The sequence below is a fragment of the Cupriavidus sp. HMR-1 genome (assembly GCF_000319775.1).
Classification (GTDB): domain Bacteria; phylum Pseudomonadota; class Gammaproteobacteria; order Burkholderiales; family Burkholderiaceae; genus Cupriavidus; species Cupriavidus metallidurans.
Window position 1 is genome coordinate 13,302 of the sequence record NZ_ANKP01000083.1, and the last position, 21,429, is coordinate 34,730.

17 protein-coding genes are annotated in these 21,429 nt (G+C 64.8%); 5 read left to right on the plus strand and 12 right to left on the minus strand.

Annotated features, from left to right (window positions below):
- Positions 1-27 precede the first annotated feature (27 nt).
- The 3 genes from argG to D769_RS12390 all read left to right on the plus strand — a co-directional run bounded on the left by argG (position 28) and on the right by D769_RS12390 (position 5,825).
- A complete protein-coding gene (gene argG / locus D769_RS12380) occupies positions 28-1,353 on the plus strand; it encodes an argininosuccinate synthase (protein ID WP_008645466.1) in 1,326 nt (441 codons plus the stop codon).
- A 152-nt stretch (positions 1,354-1,505) separates the two neighbouring features.
- Positions 1,506-2,531, plus strand: a complete 1,026-nt coding sequence (locus D769_RS12385; RefSeq protein ID WP_008645468.1) for an aldo/keto reductase — start codon at positions 1,506-1,508, stop codon at positions 2,529-2,531.
- A gap of 225 nt (positions 2,532-2,756) precedes the next feature.
- Entirely contained in the window at positions 2,757-5,825 is a 3,069-nt protein-coding gene (locus D769_RS12390) for a transglycosylase domain-containing protein (protein WP_187192311.1), read from the plus strand.
- A gap of 47 nt (positions 5,826-5,872) precedes the next feature.
- On the opposite strand, the gene D769_RS12395 is transcribed toward D769_RS12390, so the two are convergent.
- From D769_RS12395 to D769_RS12410, 4 genes are all read right to left on the minus strand, one after another.
- Positions 5,873-6,124 carry a GlsB/YeaQ/YmgE family stress response membrane protein gene (locus tag D769_RS12395; protein WP_040011011.1) on the minus strand — a complete coding sequence of 84 codons (252 nt, stop codon included), beginning with the start codon at positions 6,122-6,124 and terminating at the stop codon, positions 5,873-5,875.
- A gap of 101 nt (positions 6,125-6,225) precedes the next feature.
- Positions 6,226-8,334 carry an elongation factor G gene (gene fusA / locus D769_RS12400; RefSeq protein WP_008645473.1) on the minus strand — a complete coding sequence of 703 codons (2,109 nt, stop codon included), beginning with the start codon at positions 8,332-8,334 and terminating at the stop codon, positions 6,226-6,228.
- A 103-nt stretch (positions 8,335-8,437) separates the two neighbouring features.
- Entirely contained in the window at positions 8,438-9,358 is a 921-nt protein-coding gene (locus D769_RS12405) for a polysaccharide deacetylase family protein (protein ID WP_241227858.1), read from the minus strand.
- A gap of 184 nt (positions 9,359-9,542) precedes the next feature.
- Positions 9,543-9,767: a hypothetical protein gene (locus D769_RS12410; RefSeq protein ID WP_008645482.1), complete on the minus strand. Its 225-nt coding sequence runs from the start codon at positions 9,765-9,767 to the stop codon at positions 9,543-9,545.
- Between the two features lie 117 nt (positions 9,768-9,884).
- On the opposite strand from D769_RS12410, the gene D769_RS12415 reads away from it, so the two are divergent.
- Positions 9,885-10,628, plus strand: a complete 744-nt coding sequence (locus D769_RS12415; RefSeq protein WP_081596789.1) for a DUF3047 domain-containing protein — start codon at positions 9,885-9,887, stop codon at positions 10,626-10,628.
- Positions 10,629-10,634: 6 nt separating this feature from the next.
- On the opposite strand, the gene D769_RS12420 is transcribed toward D769_RS12415, so the two are convergent.
- On the minus strand, positions 10,635-11,375 hold the full coding sequence (locus D769_RS12420; protein ID WP_008645486.1) for a lipoate--protein ligase family protein: 741 nt from the start codon (positions 11,373-11,375) through the stop codon (positions 10,635-10,637).
- 155 nt (positions 11,376-11,530) lie between these two features.
- On the opposite strand from D769_RS12420, the gene D769_RS12425 reads away from it, so the two are divergent.
- Positions 11,531-13,093 carry a methyl-accepting chemotaxis protein gene (locus D769_RS12425; protein WP_035883055.1) on the plus strand — a complete coding sequence of 521 codons (1,563 nt, stop codon included), beginning with the start codon at positions 11,531-11,533 and terminating at the stop codon, positions 13,091-13,093.
- 37 nt (positions 13,094-13,130) lie between these two features.
- Here the strand turns inward: D769_RS12425 and D769_RS12430 are convergent, their stop codons facing one another.
- The 7 genes from D769_RS12430 to D769_RS12460 form a co-directional block, all read right to left on the minus strand.
- Positions 13,131-14,147, minus strand: coding sequence for an LLM class flavin-dependent oxidoreductase (locus D769_RS12430; protein ID WP_008645489.1), 1,017 nt, complete (start codon positions 14,145-14,147; stop codon positions 13,131-13,133).
- A 145-nt stretch (positions 14,148-14,292) separates the two neighbouring features.
- Positions 14,293-17,088: a hypothetical protein gene (locus D769_RS12435; RefSeq protein ID WP_008645490.1), complete on the minus strand. Its 2,796-nt coding sequence runs from the start codon at positions 17,086-17,088 to the stop codon at positions 14,293-14,295.
- Positions 17,089-17,175: 87 nt separating this feature from the next.
- Positions 17,176-18,150, minus strand: coding sequence for a DedA family protein/thiosulfate sulfurtransferase GlpE (locus D769_RS12440; RefSeq protein WP_008645491.1), 975 nt, complete (start codon positions 18,148-18,150; stop codon positions 17,176-17,178).
- Positions 18,151-18,277: 127 nt separating this feature from the next.
- Entirely contained in the window at positions 18,278-18,670 is a 393-nt protein-coding gene (locus D769_RS12445; protein ID WP_234707015.1) for an Hpt domain-containing protein, read from the minus strand.
- Positions 18,671-18,690: 20 nt separating this feature from the next.
- A complete protein-coding gene (locus D769_RS12450) occupies positions 18,691-19,323 on the minus strand; it encodes a response regulator transcription factor (protein WP_008645493.1) in 633 nt (210 codons plus the stop codon).
- Positions 19,324-19,638: 315 nt separating this feature from the next.
- Complete coding sequence (locus D769_RS12455) at positions 19,639-20,463, minus strand: hypothetical protein (protein ID WP_008645496.1); 825 nt, start codon at positions 20,461-20,463, stop codon at positions 19,639-19,641.
- Positions 20,464-20,849: 386 nt separating this feature from the next.
- A complete protein-coding gene (locus tag D769_RS12460; RefSeq protein WP_008645498.1) occupies positions 20,850-21,239 on the minus strand; it encodes an OsmC family protein in 390 nt (129 codons plus the stop codon).
- Between the last annotated feature and the right edge of the window lie 190 nt (positions 21,240-21,429).

Sequence of the window (21,429 nt, forward strand, 5' to 3'; positions counted from 1 at the left end):
CCGACAAATTCACCTGGTTTTCTGGCGATGACTACCATCCTGCAGCACATTCCTTCCGGCCAGCGCGTCGGAATCGCCTTCTCGGGCGGACTCGATACCAGCGCCGCGCTCCTCTGGATGCGCCAGAAGGGCGCCATTCCCTACGCCTACACGGCGAACCTGGGCCAGCCCGACGAGCCGGATTACGACGACATCCCCCGCCGCGCCATGGCGTACGGCGCCGAGGCCGCCCGTCTGGTGGACTGCCGCACCCAACTGGTGGCCGAAGGTATCGCCGCGCTGCAATGCGGCGCGTTCCATATCTCGACGGCTGGCGTGACCTACTTCAACACGACCCCGATCGGCCGTGCCGTGACCGGCACGATGCTGGTGGCGGCGATGAAGGAAGATGGCGTCAACATCTGGGGCGACGGCAGCACGTTCAAGGGCAACGACATCGAGCGCTTCTACCGCTACGGCCTGCTGACCAACCCGGGTCTGCAGATCTACAAGCCGTGGCTGGACCAGCAGTTCATCGACGAACTGGGTGGCCGCGCCGAAATGTCCGAGTTCATGCGGCAGCACGGCCATGCCTACAAGATGTCGGCGGAAAAGGCGTACTCGACCGATTCGAACATGCTCGGCGCCACGCACGAGGCCAAGGATCTGGAGCACCTGGATTCCGGCATCCGCATCGTCCAGCCGATCATGGGCGTGCAGTTCTGGCGCGATGACGTCGAAGTGAAGCGCGAGGAAGTGACCGTGCGCTTCGAGGAAGGCCAGCCGGTGGCGCTGAACGGCAAGACGTTCGCCAATGCCGTCGACCTGCTCATGGAAGCCAATGTCATCGGTGGCCGTCATGGCCTGGGCATGAGCGACCAGATCGAGAACCGCATCATCGAAGCCAAGAGCCGCGGCATCTACGAAGCCCCGGGCCTGGCGCTGCTGTTCATCGCCTACGAGCGTCTGATCACCGGTATCCACAACGAAGACACCATCGAGCAGTACCGCGACAACGGTCGCCGTCTGGGTCGCCTGCTCTACCAGGGCCGCTGGTTCGATCCGCAAGCCATCATGCTGCGCGAAACCGCCCAGCGCTGGGTGGCTGGCGCCGTGACCGGCGAGGTGACGATCGAACTGCGTCGCGGTAACGACTACTCGATCCTGAACACGACGTCGCCGAACCTGACGTACAAGCCCGAGCGCCTGACGATGGAAAAGGGCGAGTCGATGTTCACGCCGCTGGACCGTATTGGCCAACTCACGATGCGTACGCTCGACATCGTCGACACGCGCGAGAAGCTGCAGACGTACGCCAAGTCCGGTCTGCTGTCGAACCAGACCAGCGCGGCGCTGCCAAAGCTCGAAGACTGAGCAAGGCACGTTTCCGGACGGAAAAGCGGCACGAGCGATCGTGCCGTTTTTTTTTTGCCGCCGCCCGGCAGACATCTGGCGCCCTGCAAGCTCTACCGCAACGCGGCACAATGCGTGAAGTCCTCTCCGCTCGTCCTATTCAGGAATCCACCATGCCAGATTTCGCCATGCAATACCGCCGCCTTGGCGCCAGCAACCTGAACGTCTCGACCCTGTGCCTGGGCACGATGATGTTCGCCGATCAGACCGACGAGGCCGAGGCCGCCCGCATCGTCGCCAGCGCGCGTGAGCACGGTGTCAACTTCATCGACACCGCCGACGTGTATAGCAAGGGGGCCTCCGAGCAGATGGTAGGACGGCTGCTGGCCGGCAGTCGCCACGACTGGGTGCTGGCGACCAAGCTCGGAAACGCGATGGGTAGCGGCCCGAACCAGTCGAACTACTCGCGCACGTGGATCATGCGTTCGGTGGAAGACAGCCTGACCCGTCTGGCCACCGACTACATCGACATCCTGTACCTGCATCGCGATTTCGCTGGCGCCAATCTCGAAGAGCCCGTGCGTGCGATGGGCGACCTGATCCGGGCCGGCAAGATCCGCTACTGGGCCGTGTCGAATTTCCGGGGCTGGCGCATCGCGGAAATCGCCGCGCTGTGCGACCGGCTCGGCGTGCCGCGTCCGGTTGCCTGTCAGCCGTATTACAACCTGCTGAACCGGGTGCCCGAAGTCGAAATCCTGCCCGCCTGCCAGCACTTCGGCCTGGGCGTGGTGCCCTATAGCCCGATCGCGCGTGGTGTCCTGACCGGCAAGTATCTGCCGGGACAAGCACCCGGTGCGGACACGCGCGCCGGCCGTGCGGACAGGCGCATCATGGAAACCGAGTTCCGCGAGGAATCGCTGGTCATCGCGCAGACGCTCAAGACCCATGCCGAGGGTCGTGGACTGACGCCGGGCCAGTTCGCCACCGCGTGGGTGCTTGCCAACCCGATCATCAGCTCGGTGATCGCCGGCCCGCGTACGCTGGTGCAATTCGAGGATTATTTTGGCGCGGTGGCCGCGGCGATCACCCCGGCGGAAGAAGCCATGGTCGACGGCCTGGTGCCGCGCGGACATGCGTCGACGCACGGGTACAACGACCCGGGATACCCGTTTGGCGGACGTCCCGTCGCTGCCGCCTAGCAGCCACTCGTAGCCTCCCGCATCCCCGTCCGGGTGTGATTTCCAAGGTGCCTGTTGCGCCCAGTGCACGAAGGATGACGCCCATGTGCGCCAGCCAACTTCCCTGCGGCAAACCGCTGCGGTTGGGCGTAATATAAAAGCACGCACGGCCGTCAGATGACGGCCGACTTGCGTGAGGCTATGAGCCGGCGACGCCCGCCGAGACGGCTGGCCCGGCGCAACCGGATGCGAAACGTGTCACGTCGTGGCTGGATTCTCGTCGGGATGACGGTCGCCGTATGCGGCGGCACCTACATCGTTGTGAGCCTCGTCGCGAATGAGGTTCGCACCTCGCAATGGCAGGCTCGATACATGAGCAGGCTGGGCCAGTCGTTGACGTATTCCATCGAGCCTGGCCCCAGCGACAGCATCCGCTATCCACACTCCGGTCCCTACGACGAGCGACTCGGCTACGAGCGCCTGGGTGAGTTTGGCGAGCGTCTGCTCAAGCAAGGCTACGTGACCAGTTCCCAGGCGCGCATGTCGCCCGACATGGTGCGACTGATGGACAACGGCATCTTTCCGCCCTATCGCGAGAAGAACCAGGCCGGCCTGCTCGTGCGCGACTGCAACGCGTTGACGCTGTCATTCTCGCGCTACCCGCAGCGCCAATATGACAACTTCGAGTCGATTCCAAAGGTGCTGATCTCCTCTCTGCTCTATGTGGAGAACCAGAACCTGCTCAATCCCGAGTATCCGATGATGAATCCGGCGCTGGATTGGCGCCGGCTGTCGCGCGCGGTACTCGACCAGGGCATCAAGTTCGCTGACCGGCACCACGACACGCCCGGCGGCAGCACACTGGCCACACAGATCGAGAAGTTCCGGCATTCCCCGAAGGGAAAAACGCAGTCGGTCTCCGAGAAGTTCCGGCAGATGGCCTCCGCTTCACTGCGCGCCTACCATGACGGACCCGACACGCAGCGCGTGCGTGAGAACGTCGTGCTGGACTATCTGAATACCGTGCCGCTGTCGGCACGTGTCGGCCACGGCGAGATCAACGGTATCGGCGACGCGCTTTACGTCTGGTATGGCGAGGATTTCAGCGAGTTCAACGCGGCGCTGCAGCAGATGAATCCGCGCGCCCCCACGCCACGTGAAGCGCAGGCTTACAAGCGTGCGCTGTCACTGATCATTTCGCAGCGGCGTCCGTCGTATCACCTGCGGCGCGATGACACGAACCTCGATGCGCTGACAGGCAGCTACCTGCGCCTGCTGGCTGCGAACAACGTCATCACGCCGGAGTTGAGGGACGCGGCGCTGGAGCAGTCGTTGGACAAGGCTCCGCCGCCGCCACGCCCGGAAGCCGAGCCGTGGGTCACGCGCAAGGCCGTCAACCAGGTCAGTAACGATGTCTCGCACATGATCGGCATCAACAGCCGCTATGACCTGGACCGGCTGGACCTGACCGTCGACAGCACCATTAATCGCGAGGCACAGCGCCTGGTTACCGATACGCTGCTGCGGATGCGTGACAAGGGCGTAGCGCACGAGATGGGTCTGTATGGCAAGAATCTGCTGCGCGAAGGCGATGACCCGTCGCGTCTCGTGGCCAGCTTCACGTTGTTCGAGCGCGTTGGCAATGCGAGCGTGGTGCGCGTGCAGACTGACAATGTCGACCAGCCGTTCGACATCAACGCCGGGGCGCGGCTCAACCTTGGGTCGACCGCCAAGCTGCGCACGCTGGTGACGTATCTGGAGATCATCAGCGAACTGCATGATCGCTACGCGGACATGAGCCGCGCCGAATTGACCGCGCTCCAGGTGCCGCGACAGGATGTGTTGACACGCTGGGCGGTCGACTACCTGATCGCCGCGAAATCCCCGGCTGACCGCCGGCTGGCCACGATGCTCGATGCCGCGATGGAGCGCAAGTATTCGGGCAGCGCCGGAGAGGCGTTCTTTACCGGTGGCGGCATGCAGAGCTTCTCGAACTTCGAGAAATGGGAAGGCGAGCACCAGATGACAGTGCGCGTGGGCTTCCAGCATTCGGTCAACCTAGTGTTCGTGCGAATGATGCGGGATATCGTGCGCTTTGAGGTCTACCAGGCGCACCCGGACGCGCGTGATTTGCTCGAGGACCGCTACGCGCCCGGCCGTCGCGCTTATCTCGAACAGTTTGCCGACGAAGAAGGCACGGCGTTCATGACCGCGTTCTACCAGCGTTATCGCGGCAAGGACAACGACGAGCGGCTCAAGGTGTTGCTCGGCCGGGTCAAGCAGCCGACGCCGCATCTGGCGGCCGTGCGGCTGTCTGTCACGCTACTGAGCGCGCGGCCAAACACCGATTTCGAGACATACGCGCGCACGCTGCGCCAGTGGATGCCGAAGCAGAAGGAGACGCTGTCGGACGAGGACCTGCAGGCGCTGTACGTGAAGTACGGCCACGACAAGTTCAACCTCAACGATCGCGGCTACCTGTCGCGCATCCATCCGCTGGAACTATGGATGGTCGAGTATTTGGGCACGCATCCGGATGCGACGCTGAAGGAGATCCTGAAGGCGAGCGCGCCCGATCGCCAGACTGTCTATGCGTGGTTGTTCAAGACGCGCAGCAAGCTTGGTCAGGATGGCCGCATTCGCACGCTGCTGGAACGCGAGGCCTTTGGGAAGATCGCCACGCGCTGGCAACGGCTGGGCTATCCGTTCGATTCGCTTACGCCGTCCTACGGCACGGCGATCGGCGCATCGGGTGACCGGCCTGCCGCGCTGGCCGAACTGGCGGGGATCATTCTGGCCAACGGGGTGGACGCACAGCCCTCGACGGTGCGCGCGCTGGCCTTCGCGTCGGACACGCCCTACGCAAGCGCCTACCGGCTGCAACCGGCGCCCGGCAAGCCGTTGATCGTGCCGGAGATCGCCATGCTGGTGCGGCGATCCATGCTCGATGTCGTGCAGAACGGCACCGCCAAGTCCATCAGCGGTGCGTTCGTGCCATTGAATCGGAAGGGGCAGGCGGTGGGGGCGCCATTGATCATTGCCGGCAAGACCGGCACCGGCGACCAACGCTTCCAGACCTATGGCCCGGGTGGCCGCGTGATCTCGTCGCGTTCGGTCAGCCGCTCGGCGACGTTCGTGTTCCTGCTCGGTGATCGCTATTTCGGCACGGTGACGATTCACGTGCGGGAACCCTACGCCGCGCGTTACTCGTTCACCAGCGCATTGTCATTGCGGGTGCTGCGCTCGCTGGCGCCGCAGATCACGGCGATGGTCGCGCCCGGCAGCGACGCGACACTGCTTCGCTGCGAGAACTGAGCGACCCCGGCCGTGCCGGGATCGCCGCGGGGTCTATGGCTCAGGGCTCAGGCTTTGCGCCGGACCATATCGTAGATCGCCAACAGCACGATGGCGCCAAGCACCGAGGCAATCCAGCCGGCCGGTTGCCCGGGTTGATACATGCCGAGGGCGCGTCCCACGTAACCCGCCGCCACCGACCCCAGGATGCCGAGGATGATCGTCATGATCCAACCCATCTTGTCATCGCCGGGTTTGATCGCTCTTGCAATCAGACCGACGATCAGGCCAACGAACACGGTGCCAAGAAATGCCATCATGATGCGCTCCTGAAAGTGCGAAGGCCGCCGGTGGGCCGGCGGTTACGGCTGGGGAAGCGGACAGGTCCATATCCCCGGGTTTGTCGGCCCTGCTGCGCGACTTATCCAACCTTGCGCGCGTTGATCACCGCTTCCGCCACGTTGGCCGGTGCTTCGGCGTAGTGCTTGAACTCCATTGTGAATGTGGCACGGCCCTGGGTCAGCGAACGCAGCGACGTCGAATAGCCGAACATCGTCGCCAGCGGCACTTCGGCGCGCACGATCTTGCCGCCACCGCCGGCGATGTCTTCCATACCATGCACCATGCCGCGTCGCGATGACAAATCGCCCATCACGTTGCCGGTGAATTCCTCGGGTGTTTCCACCTCCACGGCCATCATCGGTTCCAGCAGCACCGGCTTGGCGCGCCGCATCCCTTCCTTGAACGCCATCGAGCCGGCCATGCGGAACGCGTTCTCGTTCGAGTCGACGTCGTGGTACGAGCCGAACACCAGCGTGGCCTTCACGTCGACCACCGGGTAGCCGGCCAGCACCCCCGTTTCCAGCGTTTCGCGGATGCCCTTGTCCACAGCGGGGATGAACTCGCGCGGTACCACGCCACCCTTGATGGCATCGACGAACTCGTAGCCACCGCCCTGCGGCATCGGTTCCACATCGAGCACCACGTGGCCATACTGTCCACGGCCGCCCGACTGCTTGATGAATTTGCCTTCGACGTCGCGGGCCTTGCCCTTGATCGTTTCACGATACGCCACCTGCGGCTTGCCGACCGATGCCTCCACGCCGAACTCGCGCTTCATGCGGTCGACGAGGATTTCCAGATGCAGCTCGCCCATGCCGGAAATGATCGTCTGGCCGGATTCCTCGTCGGTCGCCACGCGGAACGAAGGATCTTCCTGCGCCAGCCGGTTCAGGGCGATGCCCATCTTTTCCTGGTCGGCCTTGGTCTTCGGTTCCACGGCCTGCGAAATCACGGGCTCCGGGAAGCTCATGCGTTCGAGGATGATGACCTTGTCCGGGTCGCACAGCGTGTCGCCCGTGGTGGCTTCCTTGAGCCCCACCGCGGCAGCGATGTCGCCCGCGCGCACTTCCTTGATCTCGTTGCGCACGTTGGCGTGCATCTGCAGGATGCGGCCCAGGCGCTCGCGCTTGCCCTTTACCGGGTTGTAGACCGTGTCGCCGGAATTGACCACACCGGAATAGACGCGGAAGAAGATCAGCTGACCGACGAACGGATCGGTCATGATCTTGAACGCCAGCGCGGAAAACGGCTCGTCGTCGCTCGGGTGGCGCTCGGCTTCCTTGTCGTCCTCGGTATGCCCCAGGATGGCGGGCACGTCCACCGGGGAGGGCAGGTAGTCGATCACGGCGTCGAGCATCGCCTGCACGCCCTTGTTCTTGAACGCGCTGCCGCAGAGCATCGGCACGATTTCGCCGGCCACCGTGCGCTTGCGCAGGCCGGTCTTGATCTCTTCCTCGGACAGCGGCTCGCCGCTCAGGTAACGCTCGAGCAGCTCCTCGCTGGCTTCGGCCGCGGCCTCAACCATCTTGTCGTGCCATTCCTTCGCGGTGGCAACAAGTTCGGGCGGGATGTCCGTGTATTCGAACCGGACGCCCTGGCTGTCGTCGTCCCAGACGATCGCGCGCATCTTGACCAGATCGACCACACCCTTGAAGTGGTCCTCGGCGCCAACGGGGATCTGGATCGGCACGGCATTGCCCTTGAGGCGGTCGGCAATCTGCGTGCGCACGCGGAAGAAGTCCGCGCCCACGCGATCCATCTTGTTGACGAACGCGATGCGCGGCACGCTGTACTTGTTGGCCTGACGCCAGACGGTTTCCGATTGCGGCTGCACGCCGCCCACGGCGTCATAGACCATGCAGGCGCCATCAAGCACGCGCATCGAGCGTTCCACCTCGATCGTGAAGTCCACGTGTCCGGGCGTGTCGATGATGTTGATGCGGTGTTCCGGATAGTTGTTGGCCATGCCTTTCCAGAACGCCGTGGTGGCGGCGGACGTGATGGTGATGCCGCGCTCCTGCTCCTGCTCCATCCAGTCCATGGTGGCCGCGCCGTCGTGCACCTCGCCCAGCTTGTGGTTCACGCCGGTGTAGAAGAGGATGCGCTCCGTCGTCGTCGTCTTGCCAGCGTCGATGTGCGCACTGATGCCGATATTTCGGTAGCGTTCGATGGGGGTCTTGCGGGGCACGGTGTTTCTCCTGGTTAGGGCACCACGGGCAACTAGCGTAGCACTTCCGGGCCAATTCCGTATGTCCCCGCTTCACACAAGGGCAAGCCGACCATGTACCGGATCAGGGCCAGCTTTCGCGTGCGTACAGCCCTGCCTTGGCACGGGCGACGGCGGCTTGTTCGGCGGCGCCTGTATCGGTATAGAACGGCGGATCGGCCAGCGGCAAACCGTTTTCGCGCGCCGCATCGACCAGGATCTGCAGGTACTCGGTCATGTGCGACGCCGTGAAGTCATTGGTATCGTGGAAAGCAACGATCACCGGCACCACGCCGTTCACCGGTTCGAGCCGGTGCGTGGCCATGGCGCGGCCGACCCGTTCGAGCTCGCTGACCATGTGCGAGCGCCGGCGCAGGCTGATATGCCAGCCGTAGATCTTGCCGTCGCGCGCGTTGGCGTCGGCCATCAGCATGTCCAGACCGAGCTGGTGATAGACGGCCTCGGTGGCGTCGTTATGGGCCCAGTCGGGCGGCCGCACCACGGGGGCGACGTGGCCGCACTGCGCGACGATGTCGGCCTCACCAGAGCGCAGCGAGTCTGCGAGCTTTTCCGGCGTCAGGCGGGTGTGTGGGACGTGCCCTTCGGGGAGGCCGCTGTGCACGGCCAGCAGGTGGCCTGCCGCACAGGTGTCGCGCATCTGCGCCTGCCCCTCCGGGCTGCCGCCACGGCGCCGGTGCGCGGTCTGGACGAAGAAGACGGCCTTGATGCCGGGCGCAATCGGATTGTCGGCCAACTGGCGCAGGATCACGGGCGTGCTGCCGTCGGGGCCGCTATCGGGCCCGTCGTCGAACGTTAGCAGGAAGCGCACGGGCGCGAGCGCCTGGGCGGCGTCCGGGGCCTTGGTCAGCGCTGCCGGCTGGTCGGCGTCCGCCGCCGTGACGGTTCCCTCCGCTAGTGCGGGGGGCGTGACCAGTGCGGCGATCACGGTGACCGTGGCGATTGCGGCGAGCGTCAGGCGACGCATCGGTAGGACGGATGAAGGCACGTGGAGCGAACGAAATCTAAGGTGTGGCAAGGGATCTCAGGATACGTGGCAGCCAGCCGGTAGCGGCTGGCCCGCGCGACGGTGCACCTTATCACCCCGGCATGACCGCGCGGACGCGCAGTTGTAAGTAACTGTCAATGTGATCTTTTCGTATCACTTCAGTGGATGGCGCAGCGTCGACGCATCAGGGCGCCAGGTACTTCCAGGCGATCAGGATCACGACCAACGTGACGATGATGCCGGTGAATGCCACGAGTTCGGCGTCGACGAAACTTTCCGCTCCCCGCCATGGGCCCGGATGGCGCCCCAGTGTGACCATCTTGATGAAGCTCCAGCCGATGGCATAGAACAGGCCGTAAAAAACGAGTTCGACGCAGAGCCAGCCAATGATGCCGACAACCAGATCCATACCGACCTTTCCCGTTCCCGCGTTCGTGTTTTCGACGCCGCGTCGACAGCGATCACGGCGGGCACCTAGAATGCTCGTGTCATCCTCGTCCAACGCATCCCGACATCAACGGTCACTATGCCGTCTATCCTCACCAAAGCCCGGCTGTTGGGACTGGCGGCCTGTTTGCTGCCAGCCGTTCTCCACTGCGTGCCGTTACGCGCGCAGACGGTGGAGCCGGGGGTTGTATTCTCAACGGCTCGGCCCGGCAGCGGGTTGCCGAGCGGATGGCAGAACAGGCCGGTCTTGCCCGGAAAAAAGATGACCGGCTATGTGCTGGTGGCGGACCAAGGTACCACGGTGCTCGAAGCCGATGCCAGCGGCTCGGCATCGGGGTTGGTACACGAAGGCGACTTCGATCTGAACAAGACCCCGGTCGTCTCGTGGCGCTGGAAGGTGGCCGCGCCGATCCAGAATGCCGACAATCGCGTGGCCGACCGCGAGGACTCGCCCGCACGGCTCGTGTTCTTCTTCGGCGGTCAGGTCGACAGCCTGTCGATTGGCGATCGCGCCGAGATGTTCGCGGCCCATGCCCTGGGCGAGAGTCTGCCTTACGCCACGCTGATGTACATCTGGACCAACAGCGCCGCGCCCGGTACCGTCATCGAGAATCCTCATTCCAGCCGGGTGCAGATGATCGTGGTCGGTAACGAGGTGGGCAAATGGCAGAGCCTGCGCCGCAATGTCGTCGCTGATTTCGAGAAAGTCTTTCATGAGAAGCCCGGCAAGCTGACCGGCTACGGCATCCTGACCGATACCGACAACACGGGCGGCGTTGCACGCGCCTGGTACGGCGATATCAGGTTCTCGCCGCAGAACTAGCGGGGCCTATTGCCCGGGCGCCGTCGAGCGCGCGATGGCGTTCCGGATCGCCGTCTTCACGGTTTCGGTCAGGCCGGTAGCATCGTCGATACCCGACGCCTCGCGCACGCTGACCACCTTGGCTGGATCGTAGTGGCGGCCGCTATGGATGGCCGCTTCGAACGCATTGGCGCGGGCGTTGATGTCGACCGGGTCCGCGTCCACGAGCAGGATGGCATGGGCCAGCACCAGGTGCCGCTGACCATCGGGTGTCTGCACCGCGCTTGGGGCGCGGCGCCAGTACTGCGCTGTGCCTGCGATCTTGCGGGCGCTATCGCCGGGGCCCCATGCCAGGTTGAAGCGGCCGTCACAGAACGAACCTTCCACGGCCTGCCAATGGGTTTCCACGCCGACCTCGCGCAGCCCTTGGGCGATGACTTCGCACAGATGGAGGTAGACCGGTTCCATCCACGTCGCCACGCCCCGGGGTACAGCGTAGGCCAGGCTGACATTGAGGATGCCTGGACCCTGCGGCACCAGCCCGCCGCCGGACATGCGCAGCCAGACCGGGCAACCCTGGGCCGCGAACTGGGCCCGTGCCTCCTCGATACCCGGCTGGCGCAGGTAGCTGCGTGGGATGACCAGCGAGAGCGGCGCCTCCCAGAGTTGCGCCACCGGGCCGGTGCTGATCGCGTGTTCCAGCAGGGCCAGCTCACCCTGCAGCGGATCGGTCTCGGTTGGATCAGATTCGACAAAGGTGAACGTCATGGCAGCTAGGCGTCGGGCGCTCGCGTGGCGGATAACGCATTCTCCACGCAGGCGGTGTGTGGCGCCAGTGGCGTGACCCCCGACCAGGGGCGGACTAAGGGTTTTGCCGCGGTGTGCCGATATTCATGAGGTCTCAGGTAACCCCCTGCCGGATCATGAATCGACTTACCCTCAATACCAAACTCTGGGCGGCGCTTGCCGTCATGTGGTTGCTGCTGCTTGCGCTCGGTACATGGAATGCCTTCCACGCGCGGTCCGTGATGATGGCCGAGCGACGCGACGCGCTGCAATCGCTCGTGGCCACCGGCGAGGGCATCGTCAAGCTGTACGCTGAACGCGCCGCCAAGGGCGTGATGTCGAAAGAGGACGCCCAGGCCGCCGCCAAGGACGCGCTGCGCGCAATGCGCTTCGGCCAGAACGGCTACCTGTTCATCGTCGATTCCAAGCCGCAGGTGGTGCTGAACCCGGGCCTGCCGCAGACCGAAGGCAATATGGTCGGCGACTTCAAGGACCCCGACGGGGTGTACGTCTACCGTGCGATCATCGAAGGCGCGCGCCGCACCACCGGCGAGGACGCTGGCTTTTCCACCTACCGGGGCCGCCTGCCCGGCACCGAAACGCCGAAGCGCAAGCTGACCTACGGGCGCTACGTGGCGGATTGGGACTGGTTCGTCGCCACGGGCGTGTTCCTGGTCGACATCGAGGATGCCTTCCGCGCCAACCTGATCAACGCGATTGTCAGCACCTTGCTGATCGGAGCGCTGATTGCTGCCGTGATGGGCATGATCATGCGGACGGTCAAGCGCAGCCTTGGTGGCGAGCCAGCCTACGCCGTGGAATCGGTGACGCGTATCGCGGGCGGCGACCTGACCGTGCCGCTGCAGGTGCGCGGTGACGACGATCGCAGCGTGCTGGCCGCCATGCAGCAGATGCAGGAGCGACTTGCCGTAACGCTGGGCGATATCCGCGGCGCGGCCGGCGCCATCGCCAGCGCCACGCATCAGATCTCGGCTGGCAACAACGATCTGTCGCAACGGACCGAACAGCAGGCCGCCGCGCTCGAGCAGACCGCATCGAGCATGGAGGAGCTGACCGGCATCGTGCGCCAGAACGCCGACAATGCGCGGCAGGCCAGCGCGCTGGCCGTCAACGCATCGGAAATCGCCAATCGTGGCGGCGAGGTGGTCAGCGAAGTGGTGAGCACGATGGGCGAGATCAACCAGGCCTCGCGCAAGATCGTCGACATCATCGGCGTGATCGAGGGCATCGCGTTCCAGACCAATATCCTGGCGCTGAACGCTGCGGTAGAAGCGGCGCGCGCCGGTGAACAAGGACGCGGATTCGCGGTGGTGGCGGGTGAGGTGCGCAGCCTCGCCCAGCGCAGCGCCAATGCGGCGAAGGAGATCAAGACGCTGATCGACAACTCGGTGGCGCAGGTTGACACCGGTTCGACGCTGGTGGCCAAGGCCGGCGCCACAATGCAGGAGGTGGTTGGCGCGGTCAGACGTGTCACCGACATCATGGGCGAGATCAGCGCCGCGTCGGCCGAGCAGAGCACCGGCATCGAGCAGGTGGGCCAGGCCGTGACGCAGATGGACTCCGTCACGCAGCAGAATGCCGCGCTCGTGGAAGAAGCGGCCGCTGCCGCGCAATCGCTGGCCGAGCAGGCACAGTCGATGATGCGTGCGGTGTCGGCGTTCCGCCTGGCAACGGTCTGAACCTGTTGGCCTTCTTGTTATCGACGTCTTCCCGTCATCACGCCGTCTGCGACGACGCGGGCTGTAGCGCGCGCATGGCATCGGCTGCGATCTCGAATGATCGCAGCCGCGCGGCATGGTCGTAGATCTGGCCCGTCAGCATCAGCTCATCCGGCCGCAGATCGTCCACGAAACGCTGGATGCCCTCGCGTACCGTTGCCGGGTCTCCCACGACCGAGCAGGAGAGGGAGCGGCGGATATGCTCCGCTTCGCTGGCGTCCCACAGACGCTCGATATCGTCGACCGGCGGCTTGAGTTGTCCCGGCGTGCCGCGAACCAGCGCCAGAAACTGCTGCTGCAGCGAACTGAACAGGCGGCGCGCTTCAGCGTCGGTCTCGGCGGCGAACACGTTGAGGCCCAGCATCACGTGCGGACGATCGAGTTGCTCCGACGGGCGGAAGGTGCGGCGATACAGGTCTACCGCCTGCCGCATGAAGCCCGGGGCAAAGTGCGAAGCAAACGCGAAAGGCAGGCCCATCGCCGCCGCTAGCTGCGCGCCGAACAGGCTGGAACCGAGGAGCCACAGCGGCACCTTGAGCCCCGCGCCCGGCACGGCGCGCACGCGCTGGCCGGGTCGCACCTCATCAAAGTACGCCTGCAGTTCTTCCACATCCTGTGGGAACGAATCGGCCGAGTCGTGGCTCAGGGTTCGGCGCAGCGCGCGTGCCGTGGCCTGGTCGGTGCCGGGCGCGCGGCCGAGCCCGAGGTCGATCCGGCCCGGATAGAGCGAGGCCAGCGTGCCGAACTGTTCGGCTACCACCAGCGGGGAATGGTTGGGCAGCATGATGCCGCCGGAGCCGACCCGGATCGTCGAGGTGCCGTTGGCGACGTACCCGATCAGCACCGCCGTGGCGGCACTGGCAATGCCCGGCATGTTGTGGTGTTCGGCCAGCCAGAAGCGCCGATAGCCAAGACGTTCCGCGTGCTGCGCCAGGCTCAGCGTGTTGCGCATGGCCTGGGTGGCGTCGCTGCCTTCGATGATGGGCGAGAGGTCGAGCAGGGAATAGGGAATCATGGGGGAGAACTTGCATGCCTCGCGCGACGCATGCCACGCGAGGTCTCGAATCAGGGACGGGCTATGGTAGTCACACCGGCCAGATCGTGCTGGCGGCGGCAAAGTAGCCATGACGGCCGTGGGGCCACCGTTACACCCGGCCGAATCACACGTGGCCGAACAACCGCGACGCGACGGCACTGCTGGCAATGCGCCGACCAATGGCCACGCCGAGCGCGCGATAGCTTTCCCACTGCGCTTCATCGAAGAACTGGTCGGCCGTGCCTTCCTGCGGGAATGCCGGGTGCATTGCGCCGTACTGCCGCACGTCCGCGGGCGCTGATGGCGTCAGGCGAGGCTTGAGCAGCACGATGCGTGTGATCGGCGCGCTGTCGGGTGCCCCCGCCTGGCCAGCGATATGGACGTTGAGCAGGATGGCGACCTTGTCGCGGGACTCGGGTGGGGCATTGGCGGTGAAGTCGTCTGGCGTGCCGAATACCGGGCCCAGAACGGCGTCGTCCGGCGCCGCCTGATCGACAACGATCTCAAGCCCGAAGTCGATGCGCGCCAGCCGGATCAGATTGGCAAGATCGCCAAAGCGGTAATCCCCGTCGCAACCGCAGTCACAGACGACGATCAGGCCGACACGGCGCTCGGGGCGCAGCAGTTCGTAGATAGCCGTGTTCTCGAAGTGCCCGCCGTCCGACAGATACTGCCAGCGTCGTCGCGTGCCGTGGAAGCGCGCGGCCAGTTCGCACGCAAGGTAGTACTGCGTGCGGAACAGGCCTGTGATCACGCCCAGCGCCGGATGCAGTCGCTGTTCGATATCGGGGCGGCGCATGGCCGACGGCACTGCGCACGATCCGCCTTCGGCCATGTTCGACGGCCACCAGATCCCCAGCCGCAGATTGGCCAGCCCGAGCAGTAGCGACGTGCCCAGCGTCGTGGCGCGCCCGAGGCCCGTGGAGATCGCGGCGCCAGAGATCGCGATCCAGTCGCCGACGGTACGCGCCTGCGCCATCTCGATCGAACGTGTGGCGGCGCCGGCAGGCTGCTGCGATTTCGCGCAGCAGAGTTGCCCGTCGACCGTGAAGCGCACGTAGGCGTCGGCGGGAAGCTGCTGGGCATTGCCCGGTTGCACCAGCGCGGGTCCGGGGCCGATGCAGAGCGGCTTGCCCTTGCGGTCGCGTTGAACGAGCTGCTCCGCGGGGTCCACCGTCTGGTTCATCGTCACGTTGATCAGGTGCAGCGGGGCCAGAACGCGGGGGTCGTAGTAGTCGTTGAGGCTGAGCGCGTCATCCGGCGCGGGCTCGGCCACGCTGAAGCGCTGGCGTGCCGCGCGGTCCGTCGCGGGGGTGCTGAATCGATTGCCGTTGGACGCGCCGAGGTAAGCCCGCGTCAGGCGGGCCGCGTAGAACGACTGCAGCGTGGACAGGTTCAGGAAGCCTGCGAAGCGTCCCACCACGATCGCCATGCACAACGCCAGCAACGTCAGCGTGGCGAGCGCGGCGGTGGTCCACGCCTTGCCGAACACATGCCAGTCGACGGGCTCGCCGCCGTCCCAGCGCACCCAGAGCACGATCCACGACCACAGCACGAAGACGAGCAGCGCGACCAGTGCGGCGACCAATCCCGCGAGCAGCGACACGGGCAGCCGGGATAGCAGCGAGCGCCAGACCGAATCCGTGGCGCCCTGCTTGCCGTCGTCGAATAGTGTCGCCCCGTAGCGGACCAGCCACACCAGGCCGCCGAGCGCGCCGGCCGGGCCGATCGCGGCCCATGGGTGCGCCGCCATGAAGCTGTAGAGGTAGCACGTGCGGGCGACCGTGTCGGCCAGGCCCAGCGCGGCCAGTATCGCCGTGAACCCCATCGCGCCACGCAGTACCCGCGTGGCGCGCACACGGTAGTTGGTGACCGTGCGCGGCGCGGGCATCAGCATGACCAGGCAGGCGGCCACGCCGAGCCACGCCAGCACGCCGATCACGAAACAGGCATAGGCAACGCGCATGTTCGGTTCAATTGTCTGGAACCATAACGACGCAGCAAGGAACAGCGCGCCGAGCAGCATCGTGAGCAGGACGGCGCCGTTGAGCGCACGCACGGGCTGCTGCGGATTGTCGGATGTGGGATAGACGAGCCAGTACGCGATGCCGGGCGGCAGCACGAACAGCACGGTGGATGCCACCGGCATCCAGAGGTAGGAACTCCACCAGATTCCCAGGTCGCCGTCGTTGATGGCCTGCCGTGCGTCATGCAGGAGGTCCATCTCACTCTGCCACAAGCCGGGCCAGGTCCCGGTGGCCTTGTGCAGGCCCAATGCCAACGCGGCCAGCAGTACCAGCAACGCACTGCCGATGACGTATTGCATCGCCATCCAGTTGCGGACGATGACTGCCGCCGCGTACAGGTTGTCGCCAGCACCGGTCGGGGTGAGATAGCGGCCGTTCTCGCGTAGCCATGCCACGGCGGCCCGGCCCGGGGCGTCGCTGTAGACATCTCCCGTGCGGATACGGCCCGGTGGCTCGTACTGCAGTGTGCGATAGGCGTCCTGCGCGGCCTGAAGCGGACTGGAGCCACGACGCAGGCGGCCCGGTACGAACAGGCTGGTGAAGAACGATCCGATGTAGCCGCCGCCGCTGACCGTGGAAAGGTAGTCGAACTGGGCCAGCAGCGAGCGCGTGCCCGGGGTGTCGGCCGGCGTCGAGCTGGTATTGGGGGTGGCTTCGGGGGTAGCTTCGGGGCTGGCCTCGCGGGTAGCATTGGGGGGGCCATCAGGCGCAGGCGCTTCGGCCAGCGCTTGCATCACGCCCAGGCAGAACGTGGCGCTGCGAATGCCGCCCCCGGAAAGCGCCAGCGCGCGGTTGCGTCCGTCAGTTCCCGCTACCTCGGGAATGTCGAGCGCGCGACGGCGGTGGGCCACGCGCGCGGCTTCCTCTTCCCAACCATGGTCTTCGCCCGGCATGCCACCCTCCGTGCACAAACGGTTTGGGCCAAGTATAGGAAGCGACAGGGGAACCGAAAGGCCCGCGTGGAGCCTCCGGCGCTGGTTCTAGTGCGCGATGATCTGCTGCGGCGCGTCTGGCGTGGCGGTTGGCAGGCCCGAAGTGCCTTGCAGCCGCTTCCATTCGTCGAATCCACCCGCTAGCGCCCAGGTGTTCGGATACCCGGCCGTGCGCAGGCGTTCGGCCAGGACGGCCGCCGACATCTCGTGTGGACATGCGCAATAGACCACGAAGTCGGAACTGGCGTCATGGCCGGACAACGTGTCGAAGGGGCCCTTGATTTCCATCACGATCGAGCCGGGAATGCGCTCGATGGGGGCGACGCCATGGGCGCGCACATCGATGACGACGACTGGCTTGTCTCCTGCCGCCCGGCGCTGCTCGAATTCCATGACCGTCATGCGCGGAATCAGGCCGGACCGGCGCAGCAGGCGCCAGCGCATCCAGAATCGCCAGGCGATGAACAGCGCGAAGGCGCCGAGCACCACCATGAGAGCGATGTGGCCGAAGGCGCTGAAGGCGGCCAGGATCGTATCGACGAAATCGCTGAAGACCATGCCGGCGACCAGCGCGGCGCCGGCCCATACCAGCGCGCCGAGCGCGTCATAGAAGATGAAGGTCAGGAACGGCGTGGCGGTCATGCCGGCCATCGACGTGGAGAGCGCGCCGGCGCCAGGCAGCAGTTTGGCGAAGATCAGCGAACGGGGGCCCACGCGCAGGTATAGCGACTGGGTTTGCCGGATGCAGGTATCCGGTGAGATCGAGACGCGGCAGATCGTGCGCAGCATTGGCTGGCCCAGCCGCTTTCCGGCGAAGTACCAGGCGGTGTCGGCGATCAGACAGGCGGCAATCACGGCGAACAGTACCGTACCGATCGAGGGGCCGTTCGGTTGCATCGACAACGCACCCGCCACGAACAGCATGGGGTAGGCAGGAATCGGCAGCCCGGCCTGTTCGGCCAGCACATTGAGAAACACGAGCATCAGCCCGTGACCATCGAGCAAGCTCTGTAAATCACCCACGACAAGGTCTCCCGCCTGAACTATTGAAGCTCCCGGCGGCAGACATGACTTGGGGGCGCGGCCGGAGCAGGCTCACAGTTTGCCAGCGGACCGGGACGCTTGCACGCGTGTCTGATGGACGGCTTGATCAAATTCCTTGAACGTTGTCGCCGCCCGGCGCGGAGCGCCTGTTACTGCGCAGATCGCGCAATCGGTCGTTGAATTCGGTGACGATGGCGACATAGCGTGGCAGCAGCGCGTTTACGACGGCGGCCTTGCGATACTTCGCCGCCGACTCGATGGACTTGCCGGCCGCGACCAGCGTCGGACATCGGGCCAGCGCCGCACTGCCCTTGAGGCGATGAATGCTCCGATGCACGCCAGCCCAGTCACGCAGCTTGGCGGCTCGACGCAGATCGGTGAGATCGCCGTGGTTGGCGTCGATCAGGCGGGTCAGTAGCAGGTGGTACACGGTGGGGTCTTCGCGCGCGGCGCTTGCCAGCGCCGGGCCGAACGCCTGGCATTCCTCGGTGGTCAGCACGGAGGGGGTGCCGGAGGACGTCATGGAATCAGCCGGCAGCGTCGGGCAAAGTCGATCAGGTCCACCAGTGAATCCGCGGCCAGCTTCTTCATCACGCGGGTCTTGTAGCTGCTGACCGTCTTGTTGCTGATGAACAGCGCCTTGCCGATGGCCTTGTTGCTCATGCCACGGGTCAGCATCCGCAGGATTTCCACTTCCTTGTCCGTCAGCTTGCTCAGTCCTTCGCTGTCGCCGACGACGCGGCTTTCCCGCGGGTTGTCGCGAGGGTTGTTGTTGGGGAATACGGTGAAGCCCCCAAGCACGCTCTCGACGCATCGGAGGATGGCGTCCATGTTTTGCGTCTTGCTCACAAAGCCTTGTGCGCCGGCGTGATAGGCGCGTGCTGCGAACGGGATGGGATCCTGGGCGGAAAGAACCAGAATGCGGACGGCGGGGTGGAGGGCACGTATGCGTGGCACGGCATCCAGGCCGCTCATGCGGGGAATGTCGAGATCCAGCAGGACAAGGTCTGGCCTGTGCTGCCGGACCAGGTTGAGCGCGCCTTGCCCGTTATCGGCCTCCAGAAGGGTTGTCACGCCCAGAAGCTGTGAAAGCTGGGTACGCAGCGCCAGCCGTAGCGCGGGGTGGTCGTCGACGATAAGAATGCTTGCCATGCCTTGCTGCCCTGGTGGTAGCCCGACCATTCAGTGGGGCGGTCACTACATGACGGGGCAGTATAGGGAGGCGTTAGTGCTCCGGTAATGCGACGATTCCGCAGTTCGTGTAGGAATTTTCCATGGAAGGTGTCGGATTTGCGACTGGCCGATGCGGGCAGTCCGACGGCACAAAAAAATTGCGGCCCTCCGCACTCAAACGGGGGCCGCCAATCGGGAATGCGAGGAGGTCAGATTCCTCAAGAAGGAATATCGGCGTGGGACGCGTGGGTTGATCCCTACCGACGTGGGGTCTGGGTCACTTTGGCTGCAGGGTCAGGCGGTGAGCCGGCGAGGTTGTGCTGAAGATATCGATTCGGCACGCAGCCGTTCCACGCCAGCTTCCATTTCCCGATGGGCGGCATCGAGCCAGGCGATGCGATGCCGGACCGGATCGTTGGGGGAAAGATCGGGTTCCCCGACCTCGCGCAGGAAGTAGCGCACCATGCTACCGGCCCGCGTGGGGACGGGCATCATGCCCAGCAGCTGTTGCTGGCAGAGCAGCCCCGCTCGGACGGCGTGTTCGAGCCCGGACCATGCCGTGCGACCGAGTCCGATGTAGAGGGCGTCCCGGGGGTATTGCGGGAGCCGGTCCAGAAACTCCCGCTGGAACACGTCACGCAGCATCGGTGTGTCGAGCAGTTCATCCAGCGGACCGTCGAAAGTCAGCCCGCGGCGCGTCGTGGCGTGGGGCAGCAACGCCAGCGGCTGTATCGAATCGAAGCCCTCCTCGTCCCACAGGGACGTGGCATCTGGCTGGCTGATCAGTGCCGGCACGCGAAAGTGGTCGAGCATTCGTATGAGGTTAGGGCGCACCATCCGCCCGCCCAGTTCCACGCGGCGCTTGTTCTCGCGCTGGATCCGTGGTCCTGGTGCTTGGGTTTGCAGCAGTTCCTCTGTGACGGTTGCCGCAAGCCGGACATGCGTATGCCCGGGCGTGGTACTGACGATTACGAGCCGCGCACTGTTGTTCCAGTGCTCGTACGGCACGTACTGCATCGCGTAGATGTTGTCCTGGCCGATGACGACGGGCTTCTCCGCAAGACCTCGCGCGCCGCCCCGCCGGATACGCGCGCAATACTCTTCAATGTAATTCGCCAAGGTGTCCCCGCTCCTGATGCATTCCTTGCTTCGCACTGCCAATGTTCTTTTTTGGCTTCATGGTAAGCCGATGCCCCGGGCCGACAAAGCGGTGGGGTGGCGCCTACGACCTGTAGCAACACTGGCTGCGTGGGGCAGCGCACAAAGCGAGCGAATGCGCCCAACGACGGTGCAAGGTCAGTGGACGACAAGTGCGTGTCGCGCTGCCAGGCAACGTTGCGGATCTAGTAGGGCAGGGTGATGACGGAGGGGAAGAATGGCTGGATAGCGAAAAAGGCCGGACACGGGAAGTGTCCGGGAACCCATTTGCTGACTCGGGTGTGTCTGAACCCGAGGAGATGAATGATAACGATTATCATTCATTAAATCAAGACGTCGGAGATGCGTCAGCCTGCGAGCGTGGTGTCGATCGAGATCTGGGAGGCGAGCACCTTGTGAACCGGACACTTGTTGGCGACGCGCAGCAGATCCTCCCGAGCCTTCTCATCGAGATTGCCCAGGAGTTCAAGGCGTCTCACCAGTTTGTAGGTGCCGGGCGCCTCTTCATGCGAAACCGTTACGCGAACTTCCTGCAGGTCGTAGTTCCTCCGTTTTGCGTAGATCTGCAGGGTGAGGGTCGTGCAGGCAGCCAGGGCGGAATCCAATAGGTCATGAGGATTGGGAAGGGCCGCATCGCCAGCCGGTGCGTCGAGATCTGCCTTCCAATGGGCCGTGCCATTGCTCAGGTCACACACGCTCGAACCGGAGTCTGCCAACCACGTCGCTTCAATAGTCATGGATGCTTCCTTTTGAAAGAGGGCCCGGGGAGGCCGATGCACAGATTCTATACAGGGTTGATCGCGCCCCTTGATGTGATGAAAGAAGCCCTTTCATCGTTGCATAAAACTTTTATGACAAAGTGCTTGCCAACCCTGTGGGTGTCCCGTACTATTCGCCCCCTTGCAACACGAAACGCACTGCAAACGC

Bases quoted from the DNA above. Each gene is read 5' to 3' on its own strand.
- argG (WP_008645466.1), top strand. From the start codon at position 28: ATGACTACCATCCTGCAGCACATTCCTTCCGGCCAGCGCGTCGGAATC.
- D769_RS12385 (WP_008645468.1), top strand. From the start codon at position 1,506: ATGCCAGATTTCGCCATGCAATACCGCCGCCTTGGCGCCAGCAACCTG.
- D769_RS12390 (WP_187192311.1), top strand. From the start codon at position 2,757: ATGCGAAACGTGTCACGTCGTGGCTGGATTCTCGTCGGGATGACGGTC.
- D769_RS12395 (WP_040011011.1), bottom strand. From the start codon at position 6,124: ATGATGGCATTTCTTGGCACCGTGTTCGTTGGCCTGATCGTCGGTCTG.
- D769_RS12410 (WP_008645482.1), bottom strand. From the start codon at position 9,767: ATGGATCTGGTTGTCGGCATCATTGGCTGGCTCTGCGTCGAACTCGTT.
- D769_RS12415 (WP_081596789.1), top strand. From the start codon at position 9,885: ATGCCGTCTATCCTCACCAAAGCCCGGCTGTTGGGACTGGCGGCCTGT.
- D769_RS12420 (WP_008645486.1), bottom strand. From the start codon at position 11,375: ATGACGTTCACCTTTGTCGAATCTGATCCAACCGAGACCGATCCGCTG.
- D769_RS12425 (WP_035883055.1), top strand. From the start codon at position 11,531: ATGAATCGACTTACCCTCAATACCAAACTCTGGGCGGCGCTTGCCGTC.
- D769_RS12430 (WP_008645489.1), bottom strand. From the start codon at position 14,147: ATGATTCCCTATTCCCTGCTCGACCTCTCGCCCATCATCGAAGGCAGC.
- D769_RS12435 (WP_008645490.1), bottom strand. From the start codon at position 17,088: ATGCCGGGCGAAGACCATGGTTGGGAAGAGGAAGCCGCGCGCGTGGCC.
- D769_RS12450 (WP_008645493.1), bottom strand. From the start codon at position 19,323: ATGGCAAGCATTCTTATCGTCGACGACCACCCCGCGCTACGGCTGGCG.
- D769_RS12460 (WP_008645498.1), bottom strand. From the start codon at position 21,239: ATGACTATTGAAGCGACGTGGTTGGCAGACTCCGGTTCGAGCGTGTGT.